The organism is Paenibacillus sp. HW567, from assembly GCF_000374185.1.
Classification (GTDB): Bacteria; Bacillota; Bacilli; order Paenibacillales; family Paenibacillaceae; genus Paenibacillus_AQ.
This window is the reverse complement of sequence record NZ_KB910518.1, coordinates 4,242,788-4,260,154: the sequence shown is the minus strand read 5'-3', so window position 1 is coordinate 4,260,154 and position 17,367 is coordinate 4,242,788. Positions and strand designations below refer to the sequence as shown.

Annotated in this window: 13 protein-coding genes; 11 read left to right on the top strand and 2 right to left on the bottom strand. The window is 48.1% G+C overall.

What is annotated here, in order from left to right; translation table 11 throughout:
- Positions 1–12: 12 nt before the first annotated feature.
- Positions 13–573, top strand: coding sequence for a GNAT family N-acetyltransferase (locus B212_RS0119250; RefSeq protein ID WP_019912637.1), 561 nt, complete (start codon positions 13–15; stop codon positions 571–573).
- 71 nt (positions 574–644) lie between these two features.
- Here the strand turns inward: B212_RS0119250 and loaP are convergent, their stop codons facing one another.
- On the bottom strand, positions 645–1,262 hold the full coding sequence (loaP, locus tag B212_RS0119245) for an antiterminator LoaP (protein WP_019912636.1): 618 nt from the start codon (positions 1,260–1,262) through the stop codon (positions 645–647).
- Positions 1,263–1,533: 271 nt separating this feature from the next.
- Between loaP and B212_RS0119240 the strand changes: the two genes are divergently transcribed.
- The 3 genes from B212_RS0119240 (at position 1,534) to B212_RS0119230 (ending at position 4,933) form a co-directional block, all read left to right on the top strand.
- Positions 1,534–2,562, top strand: coding sequence for a BtrH N-terminal domain-containing protein (locus B212_RS0119240; RefSeq protein WP_019912635.1), 1,029 nt, complete (start codon positions 1,534–1,536; stop codon positions 2,560–2,562).
- 116 nt (positions 2,563–2,678) lie between these two features.
- Positions 2,679–3,749, top strand: coding sequence for an SGNH/GDSL hydrolase family protein (locus tag B212_RS0119235; protein ID WP_019912634.1), 1,071 nt, complete (start codon positions 2,679–2,681; stop codon positions 3,747–3,749).
- Positions 3,750–3,883: 134 nt separating this feature from the next.
- Positions 3,884–4,933 carry an NAD(P)-dependent alcohol dehydrogenase gene (locus tag B212_RS0119230; RefSeq protein WP_019912633.1) on the top strand — a complete coding sequence of 350 codons (1,050 nt, stop codon included), beginning with the start codon at positions 3,884–3,886 and terminating at the stop codon, positions 4,931–4,933.
- 99 nt (positions 4,934–5,032) lie between these two features.
- On the opposite strand, the gene B212_RS0119225 is transcribed toward B212_RS0119230, so the two are convergent.
- Positions 5,033–6,988: an ATP-dependent DNA helicase gene (locus B212_RS0119225; protein WP_019912632.1), complete on the bottom strand. Its 1,956-nt coding sequence runs from the start codon at positions 6,986–6,988 to the stop codon at positions 5,033–5,035.
- 301 nt (positions 6,989–7,289) lie between these two features.
- Here B212_RS0119225 and B212_RS0119220 point away from each other — a divergent pair, with 301 nt between their 5' ends.
- The 7 genes from B212_RS0119220 to B212_RS0119190 all read left to right on the top strand — a co-directional run bounded on the left by B212_RS0119220 (position 7,290) and on the right by B212_RS0119190 (position 17,365).
- Entirely contained in the window at positions 7,290–8,480 is a 1,191-nt protein-coding gene (locus B212_RS0119220; protein ID WP_019912630.1) for a sensor histidine kinase, read from the top strand.
- Between the two features lie 2 nt (positions 8,481–8,482).
- Complete coding sequence (locus B212_RS0119215) at positions 8,483–9,136, top strand: response regulator (protein WP_019912629.1); 654 nt, start codon at positions 8,483–8,485, stop codon at positions 9,134–9,136.
- A 154-nt stretch (positions 9,137–9,290) separates the two neighbouring features.
- Entirely contained in the window at positions 9,291–11,498 is a 2,208-nt protein-coding gene (locus tag B212_RS0119210; RefSeq protein WP_019912628.1) for an MMPL family transporter, read from the top strand.
- Positions 11,499–11,623: 125 nt separating this feature from the next.
- A complete protein-coding gene (locus B212_RS0119205) occupies positions 11,624–12,328 on the top strand; it encodes a glycosyltransferase family 2 protein (protein WP_019912627.1) in 705 nt (234 codons plus the stop codon).
- A gap of 127 nt (positions 12,329–12,455) precedes the next feature.
- Positions 12,456–13,307: an aldo/keto reductase gene (locus B212_RS0119200; RefSeq protein WP_019912626.1), complete on the top strand. Its 852-nt coding sequence runs from the start codon at positions 12,456–12,458 to the stop codon at positions 13,305–13,307.
- 86 nt (positions 13,308–13,393) lie between these two features.
- Positions 13,394–14,374: an aldo/keto reductase gene (locus B212_RS0119195; RefSeq protein WP_019912625.1), complete on the top strand. Its 981-nt coding sequence runs from the start codon at positions 13,394–13,396 to the stop codon at positions 14,372–14,374.
- Between the two features lie 78 nt (positions 14,375–14,452).
- Complete coding sequence (locus B212_RS0119190; RefSeq protein ID WP_019912624.1) at positions 14,453–17,365, top strand: glycoside hydrolase family 2 TIM barrel-domain containing protein; 2,913 nt, start codon at positions 14,453–14,455, stop codon at positions 17,363–17,365.
- Positions 17,366–17,367: the final 2 nt, after the last annotated feature.

Genomic DNA, 17,367 nt, shown 5'->3' with positions numbered 1-17,367 from the left:
AGGGGAACATCAGTGTATACAGATCATTTATTCAACCAATTTCCAGTGCTTGTATCTGATGGGTTAACACTCGGGAAGATTGAAGAGAGCCACCTTGAAGAGGTTTTTGGCATCTATGACAACGATAGAGTGTTTGAGTTTTGCGGTATTATACCCAAACATAATAAAGCTACCGTAGCAACCATGATTGGACACTTTGAAAGGGATTATCTTAAAAGATCGAGAGTGAAGTGGGGGATCTTTGCTAATGGCGACAAGGATACATTGGTCGGGATCATAGAGGCTTTCGATTTCAATCAAAAAGTTGATATGATAACCATCGGCTATTTTTTAGCGGAAGCGCATTGGGGAAAGGGGATTGCCTCAGAGGCAGTCAGCCGGGTTGTCCGCTTCTTGTTTCAGGAAGTGGAAGTGAACAGAATTCAAGCGGAAGTGATGCCGGCAAACGAAGCTTCCAAACAAGTATTATTGAAAAATAGCTTCAAGTATGAAGGAACATTAAGACAGGCCACGTTATGGTCGGGCAAAGGAATCATTGATGTGGAAGTCTACGGGCTATTGCGGGAGGATTGACAGTGAGCAGGCTCCGTCATTACATCGACGGAGCCTGTTATTGGAATATAGAATCTGACAGACCCGCTTCATCAAATGATTGCAGGGTTAAGCTCTCTGCTGCCAACAGGTTCTATGAGTTCAATGCCGAGTTCGACGATACGCTGATCGCCCATGAGCGATACCAGCACTTTTGCCCGGCGTGTGTGCTTGTTGATTTTTTTGATAATGCCCTCTAATCCCTTTAACGGCCCGGACTCGACATAGACCTTGGATTCGATGGTATAGACCTTGGAGAAATTTATCTCTTCCTCTTGATTCAAAAGCTTTAGAATAACCGACATTTCTTCCTCGGGAATCTTCTTGAAGTAAAGCTCCTCTTTATCTATTGCAGGCACAGCAGACCGCTTATTTTGTGCGGAAGCTAATCTGTGGCAGGTCAAATCTTCTTTATTCAGATAATTTAGCATCTTAATAATTTTGGAATTCCTCTTAATTAAGTAGTACGTGGAGAAGTCCATGACTGCCTTTACGAAAATGTAGCTTGGGAACAAATTTTTCTCTACATACAGAAGCTCTCCATTCTTTTTCTCGGGAACTATTCTTTTTGGGACAATGGAATACAGTGTTTCTCTGTCAAAGGTTTTGTTTAACCAATCTTTTACACAAAGTTCATCGCCTGTCTTCACAAAAAAAATGTACCAGTTCATAGCTGACTCCTTTCAAGATAGAGTGGAGCTTGTGAATGAATAAAGTATGTATATGGATTTGTTGTTAATAATTCGTCGAAAGCAGTGGATATCCTTCAATAATTATCATTATTTATCAAAAAATAGTTATATCGAACTGAAATGTCGAAAATTGTAATATATGCTTAAAAGCGCCGCATGGAGTTGCAAGGGTTCGTTTGAAGGCTCCCTCAGCATCTTGAAAACACAAAAAAAGCCTCCTCGAGAGAGGGGCATTAGGAGAGAATTGCAAATGAAGAGCATAATTCTTCCAATGTATGAACCCAAGTTAAATACTTACAATGTATACGCTGCACTATTTTCGATTATTGCAAAAGATGAAAGCTATCTGCCTTGGTTCTATAGCAATTTCATTTCCATAGGAATTAACACTTGTGATGATACCTTGTATTTTACCGATCACTTCACTTTTTTTGAGTACGGGGAAGGATTAACCGCATGTCCATGGCTAGAGGTATACAAACCGCCGCATAAAACCATTTACTATCAATATTCATTCAACATTAAGGAGGTTTTAATCAGCTATTTGGACCAGAATAAGTACATTTGGCTCTATTTGGATCAATTCTACATCCCCCAGAGTACCTATTATCAACAAATGCACAAAGAGCACTCAGTCCTTGTATACGGGTATGATGATGCAGCCCAAGTATTTTACATAGCGGATAATTTAGACAATGGCAAGTTTATAAAAACAATGATTTCATACCAACAACTGATAACAGCCTGGGAAAGCGATATTTGTGAACACTTCCGCAGGCTGTTTCGGGTGCTTCATCGTAAACAAGGCGAATATACGCTTAACACCGCACATCTCAGAAATCAGATCGAAGATTATTTATCATCCAAGACTATTCATCAAGGCATTTACTGGGATCAAGTTCCGGTGGATGGGCCGCATGCTTATGTGCAGAATATTAAATATTGGATATTTGGTCATGAGGTTTACAGCTACACACTGCAGCTAATCCAGCAGGCGAAACGCATTAAGGGTCCTAAAGTTTTGGATACCCGCATTCCCCACCTATTGTGGGAGCATAAGAAGTGCATGGCCGAGCGGATACACTACCTGAATTTGGGCACGTACGGTTTGGCTGGTGAATATGAGAAGGTTGTAAATCACTCATTAACTATAAGAAACCTGACTATCAAATATAATCTGACTAAAAACGACAGGATTTTAAGCGAACTAGACACTAGAATCAGTGAAGTTGTACACACCGAAAAAAATGTGTTAAGACAACTGGTCGAATGGCTGTAGCTAAGGGTTACTTTATTCCACTGATTACTTGAGCGGCGGGTCTATTGCCAAAATACCGGCTTTGGGAGTACATTGCTATTACCTGCATTAAAAAGATAAGGAAGGTAGGTTTCAAGATGCCGGAAACAACCCAAGTGTTCAGAGCAACAGAAAACAATGTCAAGATTATCGGACGGACCCACTATTATAAGGATGTGCTGTGGCTGGCGCTCTCGGGCGGCGGGGTGGAATTCTCGTTCTATGGTAAAAAAGCGGAGATTACATTAAAAGGTGATGCTATTGCCTCAACCGGCAATAATCTGGCCCGGATTGGCATCTACGTAAACGGAAAGCGGGTGATTGATGATCAGCTAGATAAGCCGCTTACAACGTATACAGTGTTTGAAAGCGATACCGAGCAGGATGTAACGGTAACGGTTATTAAGCTATCAGAGGCGGCGATGTCAACAGCGGGAATTCAGGAAATTACTGTTGATGCGGCAGAGGGAATAAAGCCGACCCCGGACAACGTACATACCATCGAGTTCATCGGCGATTCCATTACCTGCGGCTATGGCGTTGATGATGAGCATGAGCTGCATTCGTTCTCCACAGCTACGGAAGATGTCACGAAAGCCTATGCCTACCTGACCGCCCGGCAGCTACAGGCTGATTACAGCATGGTTTCGTATAGCGGCTATGGCATTATTACAGGCTACACGGAAAACGATCAAAAGCTTACCACGCATCTGATCCCGGATTACTATGAAAAGGTGGGCAAGTCTGAGGGGAAATTTGACGATACCCTGCTGCCTCAGGATTTAGCGTGGGATTTCAGCAAACTTGTACCTGATCTGATTATTATTAACCTCGGGACGAACGATGATTCCTACACTAAGGATGATATAGCCAAGCAGACAGAATATGCTGAAGAGTATGTCCGGTTTCTTAAACTGGTCAGACGTTATCATCCCCATACCCCAATTCTTTGTACGCTGGGTATCATGGGAGGCAGGTTATATCCGTATGTCGAAAAAGCAGTTAATGAATTCAAGCAAGAAACAGGCGACAGCAATATCACTGCAATGAAGTTCGGGGAGCAGCTTGCAGCAGACGGCTACGCAGCCGATTTCCACCCGTCTCAAGCTACTCACAGCAAGGCGGCGGATAAACTGACGGCTCAAATCCAAAAGCTTATGCAGTGGTGATAAGAGCTTGCGGCAAAATTTAATTTTTCACTTGACTTGGAGTTAACTTCAAGGACTAACATATATTTTGTAGTACTGGAGTTACATCTTTCTAAACCAATGTGAAAAATTCTTAATTTGCAGGAGGTTATACTATGATGAAAGTTAATGCACGTGCCACGTTCAGCCCGGAGGGTCCGTTCAAGCTGACCGCGATTGAGCGCCGGGATCTCCAGCCGCACGATGTTCTCATTGAGATTAAATACGCTGGGATTTGCCATTCAGACATCCATACAGCCCGCGGGGAGTGGGGACCGGTGAAATATCCTCTCGTTCCCGGGCACGAGATCGCCGGTATTGTCAGCCGGATCGGTTCCGAGGTCACAAAGTTTGCCGTCGGTGACCGGGTAGGGGTAGGCTGCATGGTTGACTCTTGTGGAGAGTGCAGCAGTTGCCGTAAAGGAGAGGAGCAGTATTGCCTTAATGGGAACACGGGCACTTATGGAGCAACTGACCGGCACGGGCATTATACACAGGGAGGTTATTCCACCCACATCGTCGTAACGGAAGGTTTTGTAGTTAGAATTCCTGACAGTATTCCGCTTGATGCTGCTGCGCCTCTATTATGTGCCGGGATCACAACCTATTCACCGCTGCGCCACTGGGGAGCCGCTCCCGGCAAGAAGGTAGCTGTTGTTGGACTTGGCGGGCTGGGACATATGGCTGTGAAGCTTGCTCATGCTATGGGAGCAGAGGTTACGGTTCTATCACAGACGCTGAAGAAGAAAGAAGACGGCCTGCAGCTAGGAGCGGACCATTATTATGCCACAAGCGATCCCGAGACATTTAAAGTACTTGCCGGTTCGTTTGACCTTATCGTGAATACAGTCAGCGCGAAAATTGATATGAGTGCCCATCTTTCGCTCCTGGCGCTGGACGGTACACTGGTCAATGTCGGTGCGCCGGCGGACCCGCTAGCAGTTAACGTGTTCTCGCTGATCGGCCAGCGCCGGTCGTTTGCCGGATCAATGATCGGTGGAATTCAAGAAACGCAGGAAATGCTGGACTTCTGCGCGGAACACGATATTGCCTCTGAGATTGAGGTTATTTCCGCCAGCCAGATTGATGAAGCTTGGGAACGCGTATTAGCTTCAGATGTCCGGTATCGGTTTGTAATCGACATCAGCACGATGGAGCAAGAGTAGGGTCATCCATTTTTTTGACAGCACCTCAGTCCAACAAGCAACTTGTCTTCGGATGAGTTGCTTTTTTGGGCATCATCTTGAAAAAGGCTTGTTCCATTTTCAAACCGTACGTTGTATCCCCTTCTCCTTGACAAACCTCTCCAGAACCGAGAAATCCTCGGTAACCTTCTTAAACGGTAAAGTTTCCAGTACCTTATCCCGGTAATCCTTTCTGGCTGCGGTAGAGAGGCGGGAATCAAGTATGCTGAGTACTCCAAGGTCAGTTTCGCTGCGGATCAGACGCCCAGTTCCTTGCCGTAACCGAAGCAGCATGTCCGGGACAAAAACCTCCTTCAAAGGATTTTTCGCTTGAGCTGCCTTATATTCATAGATAGGATCGGCGGGAACCGGGAAGGGCAGGCGGAAAATAATGACCTGCGACAGGTCGGAGCCTTCGATATTTACGCCTTCCCAGAATACACCGGTACTGAGGAGTACGCCTTTACTGCCCCGGAATTCAGCGATCACTCCATCCTGGGAAGCCCCCTCTTTTTGGACATGCAACGCCCATTTATACTCATCCGCACCGGAAATCAGCCTCTTATGAACGTACTTCATATCCTCCTTGGCTGAGAAAAGGACCAGTGTTCTTCCTTGTGTCAAATTACAAAGCTTAATCATTTCTGTGTAGGCTGCCTCAAGATATAATTCCCGCTTATCATGGCGGTAGTACGGAATGTTGCCGGAGATGTACATCATGGCATGGCTGCTGTAATCAAAGGGTGAGGATTGCCGGTCCATATAATCACCCGTGTAACCGAGGGATTTCGTCAAATAAGCGTATTGCTCCTCCAGCGTTTCTCCGCCTTGACACATGGTTGCCGACGTTAAGATAACAGGTGTCTTCCCGTTAAATAATGTGTATTTTAGAAACTGGCTTATCGCCTTGGGGCAGATGCTGATCGTCGCTTCACGTTGGGTATTGCTTGCCCATATGAGATAGTTGTCCTCTACCCCAGCCAAGACATCAAAGAGCCTGATAAGTCCGTTCATGGCTTCAAAAACCTCGTCGATCTCCCGCTCGTGCCGGGAAGTTAAAACCGAGAGGCTAAGACTAAGGTCTCTCAAATCACGCGACGCCCGGCTAAACGGAATACCTTTAATCTCCGACACTTTTATCCGGTCGTTATCCTGCTTGGCGGCATGGAGCAAATCAGCATCTATCTGCTTAAAAATACGTTCAACGCAGCTTTTTAAAAATTTGGATTGTGAGAATAGGCTCTTATCCCTGGACTGCTTAAAAAGAATCTGCAAAGCGTCATCCAGAATACGGCACGTTCTCCGCAAAGTAAATTCCAGCGTTCCTGCATCTCTGACCTTTGCCTCCAGATTATGGGCCTCATCAATTACGATCAGAGCCGGCTGCTCTGTAATTATGCCCCTGGTGCCTTCCTTTTTCTTAATTAAATCGCGGATAAGCAGGTCCTGATTCACAATAATGAAATCAATGTCGCAAGCCCTGGCATTAATTTTGGTCCTCATATCGTAGAACAAACAGGCATTTTTATAATGGCAGCGTTCAAATATACAGTCATTCACACAAACATTCGACCATTCGGCATCGCTGATCCCGCCCTTGATATCCGCTCTTTCATCAATCTCAAAATTTAAAATACGCTGCGCAAGGGTTGACAGGGGGGAGCTTGGGTCATCAGGCTCGAATAAGCCCGCTGCCCTGTGCCGGCAGGCATATTGGCCCATGCCTTTGCCGACTACAGAGCGAACTGTGGTGAACCCGAGACGGCTTCCAATGACTCTCAGGTCTTTATGGATCTGCTCTGAAAGCTGAATGGAGGAGGTTGCTATAATGATCGGCTGCCGGGATACCTGATTAATAAGCAGGCTGGGAATGAGGTATCCAAAGGACTTGCCGATTCCAACCCCGGCTTCAATCATGGCGTTGCGGCCATTGAGATAAGCATCGGCGATATCCAGCGACATATCCTGCTGACCGGTCCGCTCCCTTAGGCCAATCCTGGGAAACCGGTCATACATCCGGAAGATGGCATTGATCAAAGAGGGTTCGATTTCCTTTTGCGGCTCCCGCTTCTGTAATTTATAGAGATCATTTAACCAGCTAATAACGATCGCCCCTCTTCGCCATGGATTATCTTCCCGTATAGATTTTAACGAATTGTAATTATCTTCTATGTTGCGATAACAGTCAAGTGTGAAGGCTACTGACAAACCAGCCATTTCTGCCCGAAAGGGCTGCCCTTTTGGACAATATCAAATCTGCGCGGAAGAGGTATGATGATAGATACATTTTAACGCTGAGTGTAAATCCTTATAATAGAGCATAAGGAGGGTCAGTCGAATGAAAGAAAAAAAAGATGGGCTGCTGCTAGTGAATGAATTATTTGAATCCAGAGTGCCCGTGTTAATCTGGGTGTCGATTGTTTATGTAGCGGCCATACTGATGCAGTTCATCAAAGATCCTCAAATTTTGACCAGTATAGCATTTACGGGTTTATTTACGATTCATGTCTTGATGCATTGGAATTTTTACCGGATTTCGAACAAACAATTCTGGCTGCACTTTGCTGTGCAGGGGATTCTAATCTATTTATGTGCTATTCTGATGCCGCGGGGCTATCAGGCTGTACTTATTGGACTTCTTCCGGTGCTGGTTGCTCAAAGTTTGGCTTTTTCGTACCGGATTAGAAATGTTGTTTTTGTGTCGATTATAAGTATGGTGCTGTTTTTTGATGCCTCGCTTACTTTAAGCGATACGGATGAGGTCATTTTCATTCTTCCTTTTTTTGCTTTGATGCTGGTTGTTGTAGTGGCTTATGCTCTATTGTTCTTTCAGCAGGTGCAGGAGCGCCTGCGGATTCAGACTTTCCTGCGTGATCTGAAAGAAGCGCATATGAAGGTGGAGGAGCTGACACTCTCCAATGAACGTCAGCGTATGGCCCGCGATCTGCACGATACGCTGGCACAGGGAGTAGCCGGGTTAATTATGCAGCTTGAGGCGGCGGATGCATATCTGACACAAGGCCGTACAGAGCGGGCACAGGAAATCACCAGACTGTCGATGAAGCAGGCCCGCAAGACGCTGGCGGAAGCCCGCCTGGCAATTGACAATCTGCGGCTGAGATCAGCGCCCGAGCTGAATTTCAGGGAAGCGGTTGAGACTGAAGTGCAGCATTTTACAGACGCGACCGGTATAGTCACAGTAACACAACTTGAGCTTACGAAACGCTTATCCAGAATGCTAATGGAACACAGCCTGCACATGGTTAAGGAGTGTCTCACCAACATTGCCCGGCATGCCCAGGCAGACAAGGTGTGGATTACCCTGTCCGACCGGGAGGAGCGGCTGTTACTGGAGATTAGAGATAATGGAGTCGGGTTCAGCGCGAGCACCATTGGCAAGGAGCCCGGACATTATGGCCTGCTGGGCCTTCAGGAACGGGTAAGGCTGATCGGAGGGACCATGAAGGTGGACAGCAGCCCTGCAGGTACGAGTATTACAATTGAAGCAGCATTCACTGAAGGAGAGTAAACATGACTCAATATAAAATCCTGATCGTGGACGATCATTTCGTTGTCCGGCAAGGCTTAAGGCTGATCCTGGAGACAAGCGAGCAGTTTCAAATTGTGGGAGAAGCAGAGAACGGGCAGCAAGCGGTAAGCCTCATTGATGAGCTTCAGCCGGATGTTATTCTGATGGATCTGAATATGCCGGTAATGAGCGGCCTGGAAGCGATGACGTTGCTCAGGGACAAGAACTGTTCTGTTCCGGTTATTATTCTGACTACCTACAACGAGGACGAATTGATGATTAATGGTCTTGCCTTGGGGGCAAGAGGTTATCTGCTCAAGGATACAAGCCGGGAGAATTTGTTCCGTAATATCGAATCGGCGGTGAGAGGGGAGACCTTGCTTACGGCGGAGATTATGGAAAAGGTCATATCCGCCCGTGAGAGCCAGAAGGTTCATAAATCGCCTAGAGAGGAAGAATCCCTGCTGACCGATAAAGAGATTCAAATTCTGCAGAGTGTTGCCCGGGGATTTAAAAGCAAAGAAATCGCCTCTGACATGGGAATCGCAGAACGAACGGTAAAAGCCCACTTAACGGCTATTTACAACAAGCTTGGAGTGGATTCGCGGTCGCAGGCAGTGGTTACCGCCTTGGAACGGGGAATTCTTCATATGTAGTCAGGGCCCCACATTGTGGGGCTTTTCTTTTTGCCCAAAGGGCTGCCCGAAAGGGCAAAGATGGTCTGCCCGTTGGGACGATGGCAGGATGCTTCCCGTTCTATAAGATTAAGCCATAGAGATAAACAACTAGCACAGAGGAGACGATACTGATATGGCAAAATTATTGTACCGGCTGGGGTATTGGTCGGCGAAGAACCGGATTAAAGTCCTTCTAGGAAGCATAACTCTGCTCGTGGTAGCAGCGATTGTGGCGCTGTCGATGGGAATCAATTTTAAAGAGGAAACTACCATTCCGGGGCTTGCCTCGCAACAAACATTGGAGGTCATGAACAAGGAATTTCCAAACCCGCAGGGAGACCTCGGTAAAACCCAACTGGTGCTGAAGGCTCCGGAGAATGAAAAGTTATCTTCTGAAGCTGCACAGCAGCTAATCGCTGCGAAGCTCACAGAATTGGCAGCAGACCCGGAGGTAGCTTCGGTTGTAGGTCCCTATGACAACCATACCTTGAATGCAGACAAGACCATTGGTTATGCGACGATTACTTATAAAGTGCCTGGGGACGAAGTCACCGACGAATCGAAAGATTCGGTGACCCGGATCGCGGAAAGCCTGCGGGATGCCGGCTGGCAGGCCGAATTGATTGGAGACGGCTACGTGACTATGGCAACCAGCAGCCCGACTGAAGCGCTTGGGGTATTGCTGGCCCTGGTGATTCTTGCTATAGCGCTGGGTTCTATTATTACCGGTGTCCTGCCGATCTTAACGGCGGCTTTAGGTCTTGGCTTTGGCATAATGCTGATTATTATCGGAACGAATCTGCTTGATATTCCATCGTTTGCCTTATCGTTAGCCGGTATGCTTGGGCTGGCTGTAGGCATCGACTATGCGCTATTCATTATCGCCAGATACCGCCAGCAGCTTGCGGACGGCTATGATCGACGGGAAGCCATTGCTATAGCAAACGGAACCGCCGGGAGTGCAGTTGTGTTCGCGGGAGTAACCGTCATTATTGCGCTTGTCGGGTTTTCTTTCGTCGGAGTTCCGTTCCTTACCGCTATGGGGCTGGCGGGTGCGCTTTGTGTTCTCACCGCTATATTAATGACGATATTCGTCGTACCGGCAATTCTGGAACTGCTGGGGGGCACAATTAAAGCGCCGCGCAAACGTGCCAAGAACACAGGCGGCAATCAGAAGCCGGCGAGCCGCAGCAATTTGTGGGGGAGATTTGTGACAGGACAACCTTTAGTGGCTGTAGTGCTGGGTGTAGCGCTGCTGGCAACCATTGCACTGCCGTTCTTTCACATGGAGACGGGGCTTGGATCTGACGGGCATAAATCACCGGATAAAACAGAACGCCGGGCCTACGATCTCCTGTCCGAAGCCTACGGGGAGGGATATCACGGACCGTTAGTCATTCTGGCCGAAACGGATGGCGGGAAGGAGTCTGCCGCTAATCTCAATAAAGTAATTGAAGAAGTGAAGACCTATCCCAATGTCGTTATGGTGAACCCGGCGGTTACAGCGCCTTCCGGGAAAGTCTCGCTCATTACCGTCATGCCGGCAACGGGACCTAATGATTCTGCAACAGTAGACCTTGTCCACCTGATTCGTGAGAAGGCACCCGAAATAGCGCAGCAGGATCACGTCAAGATTGGTGTAACCGGCAGCACTGCGGTCAATATTGATATCACCCAGAAATTAAACCAGGCTTTGCCTAAATTTTGCCTGATTATTGTTGGCCTGGCCTTTGTACTGCTTATGCTGGTCTTCCGTTCGATTCTGGTCCCGGTCAAGGCAGTGCTCGGGTTTATCCTGTCGCTCGGCGCGACGTTGGGATTTGTCACCTATGTCGTTCAGGACGGCCATTTCCAGAATTTGTTCCACTTCTATGCAAAGGCGCCGGTATTTAATTTCCTGCCGATCATTGTAGTCGGCGTTCTGTTCGGCCTGGCCATGGACTATGAAGTATTTCTGGTCAGCCGCATGCGTGAGGAATTCAAAACAAGCGGAGATGCCAAAAAATCCGTTCTTGCCGGTATCCGCCACAGCGGCGGAGTTGTAACCGCAGCCGGACTCATCATGGTTGCCGTCTTTACAGGCTTCATTCTGGCAGAGGAGCCTATGGTTAAGGTCATGGGGCTGGCGCTCGCATTCGGTGTTCTCTTTGACGCATTTATAGTACGGATGCTCATTGTTCCCGGTGTTATGACATTGCTTGGGAAATCGGCCTGGTATTTTCCGAAGTGGCTTGACCGCTTACTCCCTAACCTGGATGTAGAGGGTGAGGAAGTCATGAAGGAAGTGGGGCGGAAAGGGACGGGCACAACGGATGAAACCCAAATCAGATTTCTTGGCTAAACCTGTAAAATAACTTGCTTATAAGGAGCGGCAGTCATGAATGAATTGATTTTCAATGACTGCCGCTCATGTAGTTTCTCTGAAGGAATAAGCAATCAAATTCTGTGGCAAAGAGGTGTTGCTCCATGACCCGTCTTTCAGTAGTTGCACCTGTCTATAACGAAGAGGGAAATATATACGAGCTGTACTTAAGCATCACTGACGCATTGAAGGGGAAAATGGAGAGCTATGAAATTGTGCTGGTCAATGATGGCAGCAGAGATCGGAGTGCTGTGCTGCTGAATGAAATTGCCCAGATAGATCAAGCGGTGAAGGTCATCCATTTTGAGAAAAATTACGGGCAAACGGCTGCGATTTGGGCCGGAATAAAGAACTCTACAGGCGAATTAATTGCCCTCATGGATGCAGGCCTGCAGACAGATCCCAAGGATATTTTTAGACTCCTGCCGTTCATTGAGCGGATAGATTTCGTAAACGGGAAACGGACAAACCGCCAAGAGAACATGCTTAAGAAAATATTTTCTCGCACTGGGAATGGAATTCGCAATTGGATCACAAGAGATTCGATTTACGATACAGGCTGTCCCATGAAGCTTTTCACACGGGAGGTGGCTGACAGCTTTTATTTGTATAACGGAATGCACCGCTTCTTGCCGACAATGGCCAAGATGAACGGATTTTCTGTTGTCGAGGTTTCGGTAACCCATCAGGAGAGGAAGCATGGGGTATCCAAATATGGGGTGTGGAACCGGGCATATGCAGGATTCATGGATGCGATTGTGATCGGCTGGCTCAAAAAAAGAGTAATCCTGTACCGGATTAAGGGATGATGATATGTGGGGACTATGAAACCTGCCTCTTGACTTCGTGTTACTCCAGGGTGATAGACTTACAGTTGCATGCAAGGGATAAATGCCAGTGGCTTGAGTCATCATATTAGTAACAGGAGGGTTTCATATGAAGAACGTAATTTTGAACAATGGCTTGGAGATGCCGATCCTGGGATATGGGGTGTATCAGATTGCGGATGCCAATGAATGTGAACAATGTGTCTATGACGCAATTATGGCAGGCTACCGTCTAATTGATACGGCCGCGGCCTATCGGAATGAAGAAGCCGTTGGCAGAGCAATAGAGCGCAGCGGCGTGCCAAGAGAAGAGCTGTTTATTACCACAAAGCTCTGGGTACAGGATGCCGGTTATGAGAGCACCCAGAAAGCTTTTGCCAAATCGCTCGCTAGATTACAGCTCGATTATATAGATTTGTATTTAATTCATCAGCCTTTCGGCGATGTGTACGGCTCTTGGCGTGCTATGGAGGAGCTGTATCGTGCAGGAAAAATCCGGGCAATCGGAGTCAGCAACTTCCAGATGGATCGTCTGGCAGATTTGATAGTTCATAATGAAGTCGTTCCAGCCGTTAACCAGGTGGAGACACATCCTTTTTGCCAGCAGGTTGAAAGTGGCAGTTATATGAAAGAAAACCATGTTCAGATTGAGTCCTGGGGGCCTTTTGCTGAAGGGAGAAACAACATGTTCCAGAATGAGGTTCTGGTGTCGCTGGCTGAGAAGCATAAGAAATCCGTTGCTCAGGTGATTTTGCGCTGGATGGTCCAAAGAGACGTCGTTGTCATTCCAAAGTCTGTCCATAAAGCAAGAATCATCGAAAATTTTGAGGTCTTTGACTTCGAATTGAGCAGTGGGGATATGGAGAAGATTGCCGCACTGGATACCCAAAAGAGCGTGTTCTTCTCACACAATGATCCTGAAATCGCAAGATCAATCGGCTCCGTTAAATTTGATATTTAATTTATATCGCCCGCTTGTCCTTGACTTGGAGTGAACTCCAGGGAGTAGTCTGAGCTTATCCCTTGAAGAGGAGTGTGTTTAGGAGAATGGAATATGTGAAACTCGGAAATACCGGCATGGATGTGTCGCGGCTGTGCATCGGTTGTATGAGCTTCGGCATTGCGGAGCGCTGGGTTCATCCTTGGGTGCTGGACGAGGAGCAGAGCCGTTCTATCATCAAAAGGGCTCTTGACTCAGGCATCAACTTTTTCGATACGGCAAATGTGTATTCGGACGGGACAAGCGAGGAAATCGTCGGAAGAGCGCTTAAGGATTATGCTAACCGGGATGAGGTGGTCATCGCCACAAAGGTGTATTTCCGCATGCACGAGGGTCCGAACGGGGCGGGACTGTCCCGCAAGGCAATCATAAGCGAGGTCGATAAAAGCCTCAAGCGGCTGGGAACGGACTATGTGGACCTTTACCAGATTCACCGCTGGGACTATAATACGCCGATTGAAGAAACGATGGAAGCCCTGCACGATGTGGTGAAGGCGGGAAAAGTAAGATATATCGGAGCTTCGGCGATGTATGCCTGGCAGTTCCTCAAGGCCAATCACGTAGCTGAGAAGCATGGCTGGACCCGGTTCAAAACAATGCAGAACCACTACAACCTCATCTACCGCGAGGAGGAGCGGGAAATGCTGCCGCTGTGCAAGGAAGAGAAAATCGGCGTCATTCCTTACAGCCCGCTTGCATCCGGAAGATTGACGAGGGACTGGAAGGAAACGACCCGCCGTTCGGAAACGGATCAGGTGCAGAAAAGCAAATATGATGCGATGGCAGAGGCGGATCGGCTGATTGTGGAGAGAGTGGCTTCAATCGCAGAGCAGCGCGGCGTTCCCCGCGCCCAAATCGCGCTTGCCTGGCTGCTGCAGAAGGAGCCGGTGACTTCCCCGATTATCGGGACTACGAAAATGTCCCATCTCGAAGATGGCCTCGCCGCCCTGTCGGTTAAACTAACGCCTGAAGAAATCACGTTCCTGGAAGAGCCGTATGTCCCGCATCCGGTTGTAGGACCGCAATAGGAAGCGGAGTCTGGCTTAAGAAGAAGCGAATATGAATATGCAATCAGAACCGGCCGCTGAACATTGGTGGCCGGTTCTTTGTGTCTGCTGGACGTCAAAAATGTGCTTGTCATTTTCTACAAAATATTGAATGATTATGGAGATGTCTATGGAATCGTCTACTTACTGTTAGGAGTGATAGTGAACATGTACTCGAAAATCAATCTGGAAGGGGTCTGGAAGCTGCAACTGGATACTCTGAAACAGGGTTTATCCTTGCCGTTCCAAGATTCCATTACACTGCCAGGCACGACCTCATATGCCCGTAAGGGGACGAAGAATAAGTCTGCTCTGGTGGGCGCGTTAACGGATGAATATCCTTTTGAAGGCTATGCCTGGTTTTCAAGAGAAGTAGAGATTCCCGAGCATCTCGCCGGCTCTACCTGTTATCTGTATCTGGAGAGAACCCGTGTGACGACAATCTGGCTGGATGGCCGGGAGGCCGGTACGCAGAACAGTCTTAATACACCGCATCTGTATGAGCTGAAAGAACTGGCCCGCGGTACACATACCTTAACCATTCGGGTAGACAATACCGATTATCCGACCAAAGGGGGGCATCTGACCTCGCCTGATACACAGACCAACTGGAACGGAATCACAGGCCGCATGGAGCTTCAGTTCTTCAAGGAATCCTATCTAAAGGATATACAAGTGTACACGGACATCAGGAACCGGTCAGTTAGGATTACTTCCAGACTGGAGGGTGAGATGGAGGGAGTCGTGACCGTCTCTGCGAGAAGCTGCAACACTCAGCCGGAGCATACGGTGATGGAACAGGTATTCAGGCTCTCCGGGAAGGATATCTCCATTGACTATGTCATGGGGAAGGATGCATTGCTGTGGAGTGATGAGAGTCCTAACTTGTATATGCTTACCGTTAATCTGAAGAATGGGAATGGTGAAGTTCTGGACCGTCATGAGATCCTGACGGGCTTGCGGGATTTCCGTGCGGATGGGGACAAGTTCACCATCAACGGAGCCAAAACCTTTCTCCGCGGCAAGCACGACGGCTTGATCTTTCCGCTGACCGGTTATGCGCCTACCACGGTGGAGGAGTGGCTCAGAGTCCTGGGCATCTCCAAGTCCTACGGCATCAATCATTACAGATTCCATACCTGCTGTCCGCCGGAGGCCGCTTTTACCGCCGCAGACAGGCTGGGCATCTACATGGAGCCGGAGCTGCCGTTCTGGGGAACGATTACCGAGGAGAGCGACGAGCAGCATAATCAGGAGGAACAGGATTACCTGATCAGCGAAGGGTATGCCATTCTTCAGGCTTTTGGCAACCATCCCTCGTTTGTGATGATGTCGATGGGGAACGAGCTTTGGGGCAGCAAGTCCAGAATTGATGGTTTTTTGAAAGACTATAAGGCATTTGATAATCGCCATTTATATACCCAGGGCTCTAATAATCATCAATGGGTGCCTTCTATTCAAGCGCATGATGACTTCTTCTGCGGTGTGCGTTTTTCGGGAGACCGGCTCTTCAGAGGTTCTTATGCGATGTGTGATGCACCGCTGGGACACGTTCAGACTGATGTACCGGGCACCATGACTGATTATGATGCGCAGATCATCCCTGCGGATTTTCATAGTGGGGAAGAAGCGGCTGAAGAGAGCGATGGAAGTGTGCAAATCCAGTTCGGGACCGAGGCCAAGACGGTTAAGGTAAGTGATGCGGCAACCGAATGGATTCCCCATATTCCGGTTATCTCCCATGAGATCGGGCAGTATGCGACCTATCCTAATTTTGATGAAATTGAAAAGTATCGTGGGCCGCTGAAAGCCGAAAACTTTAAAATATTCCGCGAGCGGCTGGAGCAAAAAGGTCTGGGCCACCTCGCCGCCAAGTATTTCGAGTGCTCGGGGCAGCTTGCGGTGGCCTGCTATAAGGAAGAACTGGAGGCCGCTTTCCGTTCCAGGAAGCTTGCAGGGTTCCAATTGCTTGATCTTCAGGACTTTAGCGGCCAGGGAACCGCACTGGTGGGTATTCTTGACGCTTTTATGGATTCCAAGGGACTCATTACACCGGAAGAATGGCGCACCTTCTGCAGCAATGCTGTGCTCATGGCCAGATTCGGGAAGTTTAACTATGTGTCAGAGGAGCTTTTCAATGCGCATATCGAGCTGATCTGCTACCAGAGTAAGCCGCTGGGGCGCGTGGATCTGTATTGGGAGCTCAGTGATGGACAGAAGACGCTGGCGGACGGGACGGCGGGTGTGTCTGTTCCTGAAGGGGAGAATTACATTGATATCTGTGATCTGGCGGTAAATATGCCTGCCGTGGACAATATGACGCAGGTTGTCTTGTCCCTGAGAATTGGAAATACGGATATCCGCAAAAGTTATGATCTCTGGATTTATCCTAAGCATGTACCTGTCGATACCACTGGTGTACATTGGTTCGAGGAGCTGTCCGGCGAAGCCCTTTCTCTATTGGAGCAAGGAGAGAATGTTGTACTAATGCCTAAGCCGGAAAGCCTGAGCAATGCCATAGAAGGATTCTACAGTACGGATTTCTGGTGTTATCCCATGTTTCGTTCGATCTCTGAGAGCATGAACCGGCCGGTACCGGTTGGCACTATGGGACTTCTAATCCGTAATGAGCATCCCGTATTCAGGCATTTCCCGTGCAACGAATATTCTACCTATCCCTGGTGGAGCATTGTGTCCCATTCACGTTCGCTCATTATGGACGGAACCGGCAGCGAATGGAATCCGATTGTCCAGACCATTGATAATTTCGAACGTAACCATAAGCTAGGACTCCTGTTCGAATGTAAGGTAGGCCCGGGAAATCTGCTGGTGTGTCCGCTGGATACCGTGCAGGCAGCGGACACACCGGAAGGCAGACAGTTCCTGTTCAGCCTGCTGAGCTATGTGAAGTCCGCCGAATTCCAGCCTTCTTACGAAATCGGAGTGTCTGAGCTTCTTACCCTGGTGAAATAATA

Coding starts and splice junctions, on each gene's coding strand:
- B212_RS0119215 (WP_019912629.1), top strand. CDS start 8,483: ATGACTCAATATAAAATCCTGATCGTGGACGATCATTTCGTTGTCCGG.
- B212_RS0119240 (WP_019912635.1), top strand. CDS start 1,534: ATGAAGAGCATAATTCTTCCAATGTATGAACCCAAGTTAAATACTTAC.
- B212_RS0119205 (WP_019912627.1), top strand. CDS start 11,624: ATGACCCGTCTTTCAGTAGTTGCACCTGTCTATAACGAAGAGGGAAAT.
- B212_RS0119230 (WP_019912633.1), top strand. CDS start 3,884: ATGATGAAAGTTAATGCACGTGCCACGTTCAGCCCGGAGGGTCCGTTC.
- B212_RS0119200 (WP_019912626.1), top strand. CDS start 12,456: ATGAAGAACGTAATTTTGAACAATGGCTTGGAGATGCCGATCCTGGGA.
- loaP (WP_019912636.1), bottom strand. CDS start 1,262: ATGAACTGGTACATTTTTTTTGTGAAGACAGGCGATGAACTTTGTGTA.
- B212_RS0119195 (WP_019912625.1), top strand. CDS start 13,394: ATGGAATATGTGAAACTCGGAAATACCGGCATGGATGTGTCGCGGCTG.
- B212_RS0119210 (WP_019912628.1), top strand. CDS start 9,291: ATGGCAAAATTATTGTACCGGCTGGGGTATTGGTCGGCGAAGAACCGG.
- B212_RS0119235 (WP_019912634.1), top strand. CDS start 2,679: ATGCCGGAAACAACCCAAGTGTTCAGAGCAACAGAAAACAATGTCAAG.
- B212_RS0119220 (WP_019912630.1), top strand. CDS start 7,290: ATGAAAGAAAAAAAAGATGGGCTGCTGCTAGTGAATGAATTATTTGAA.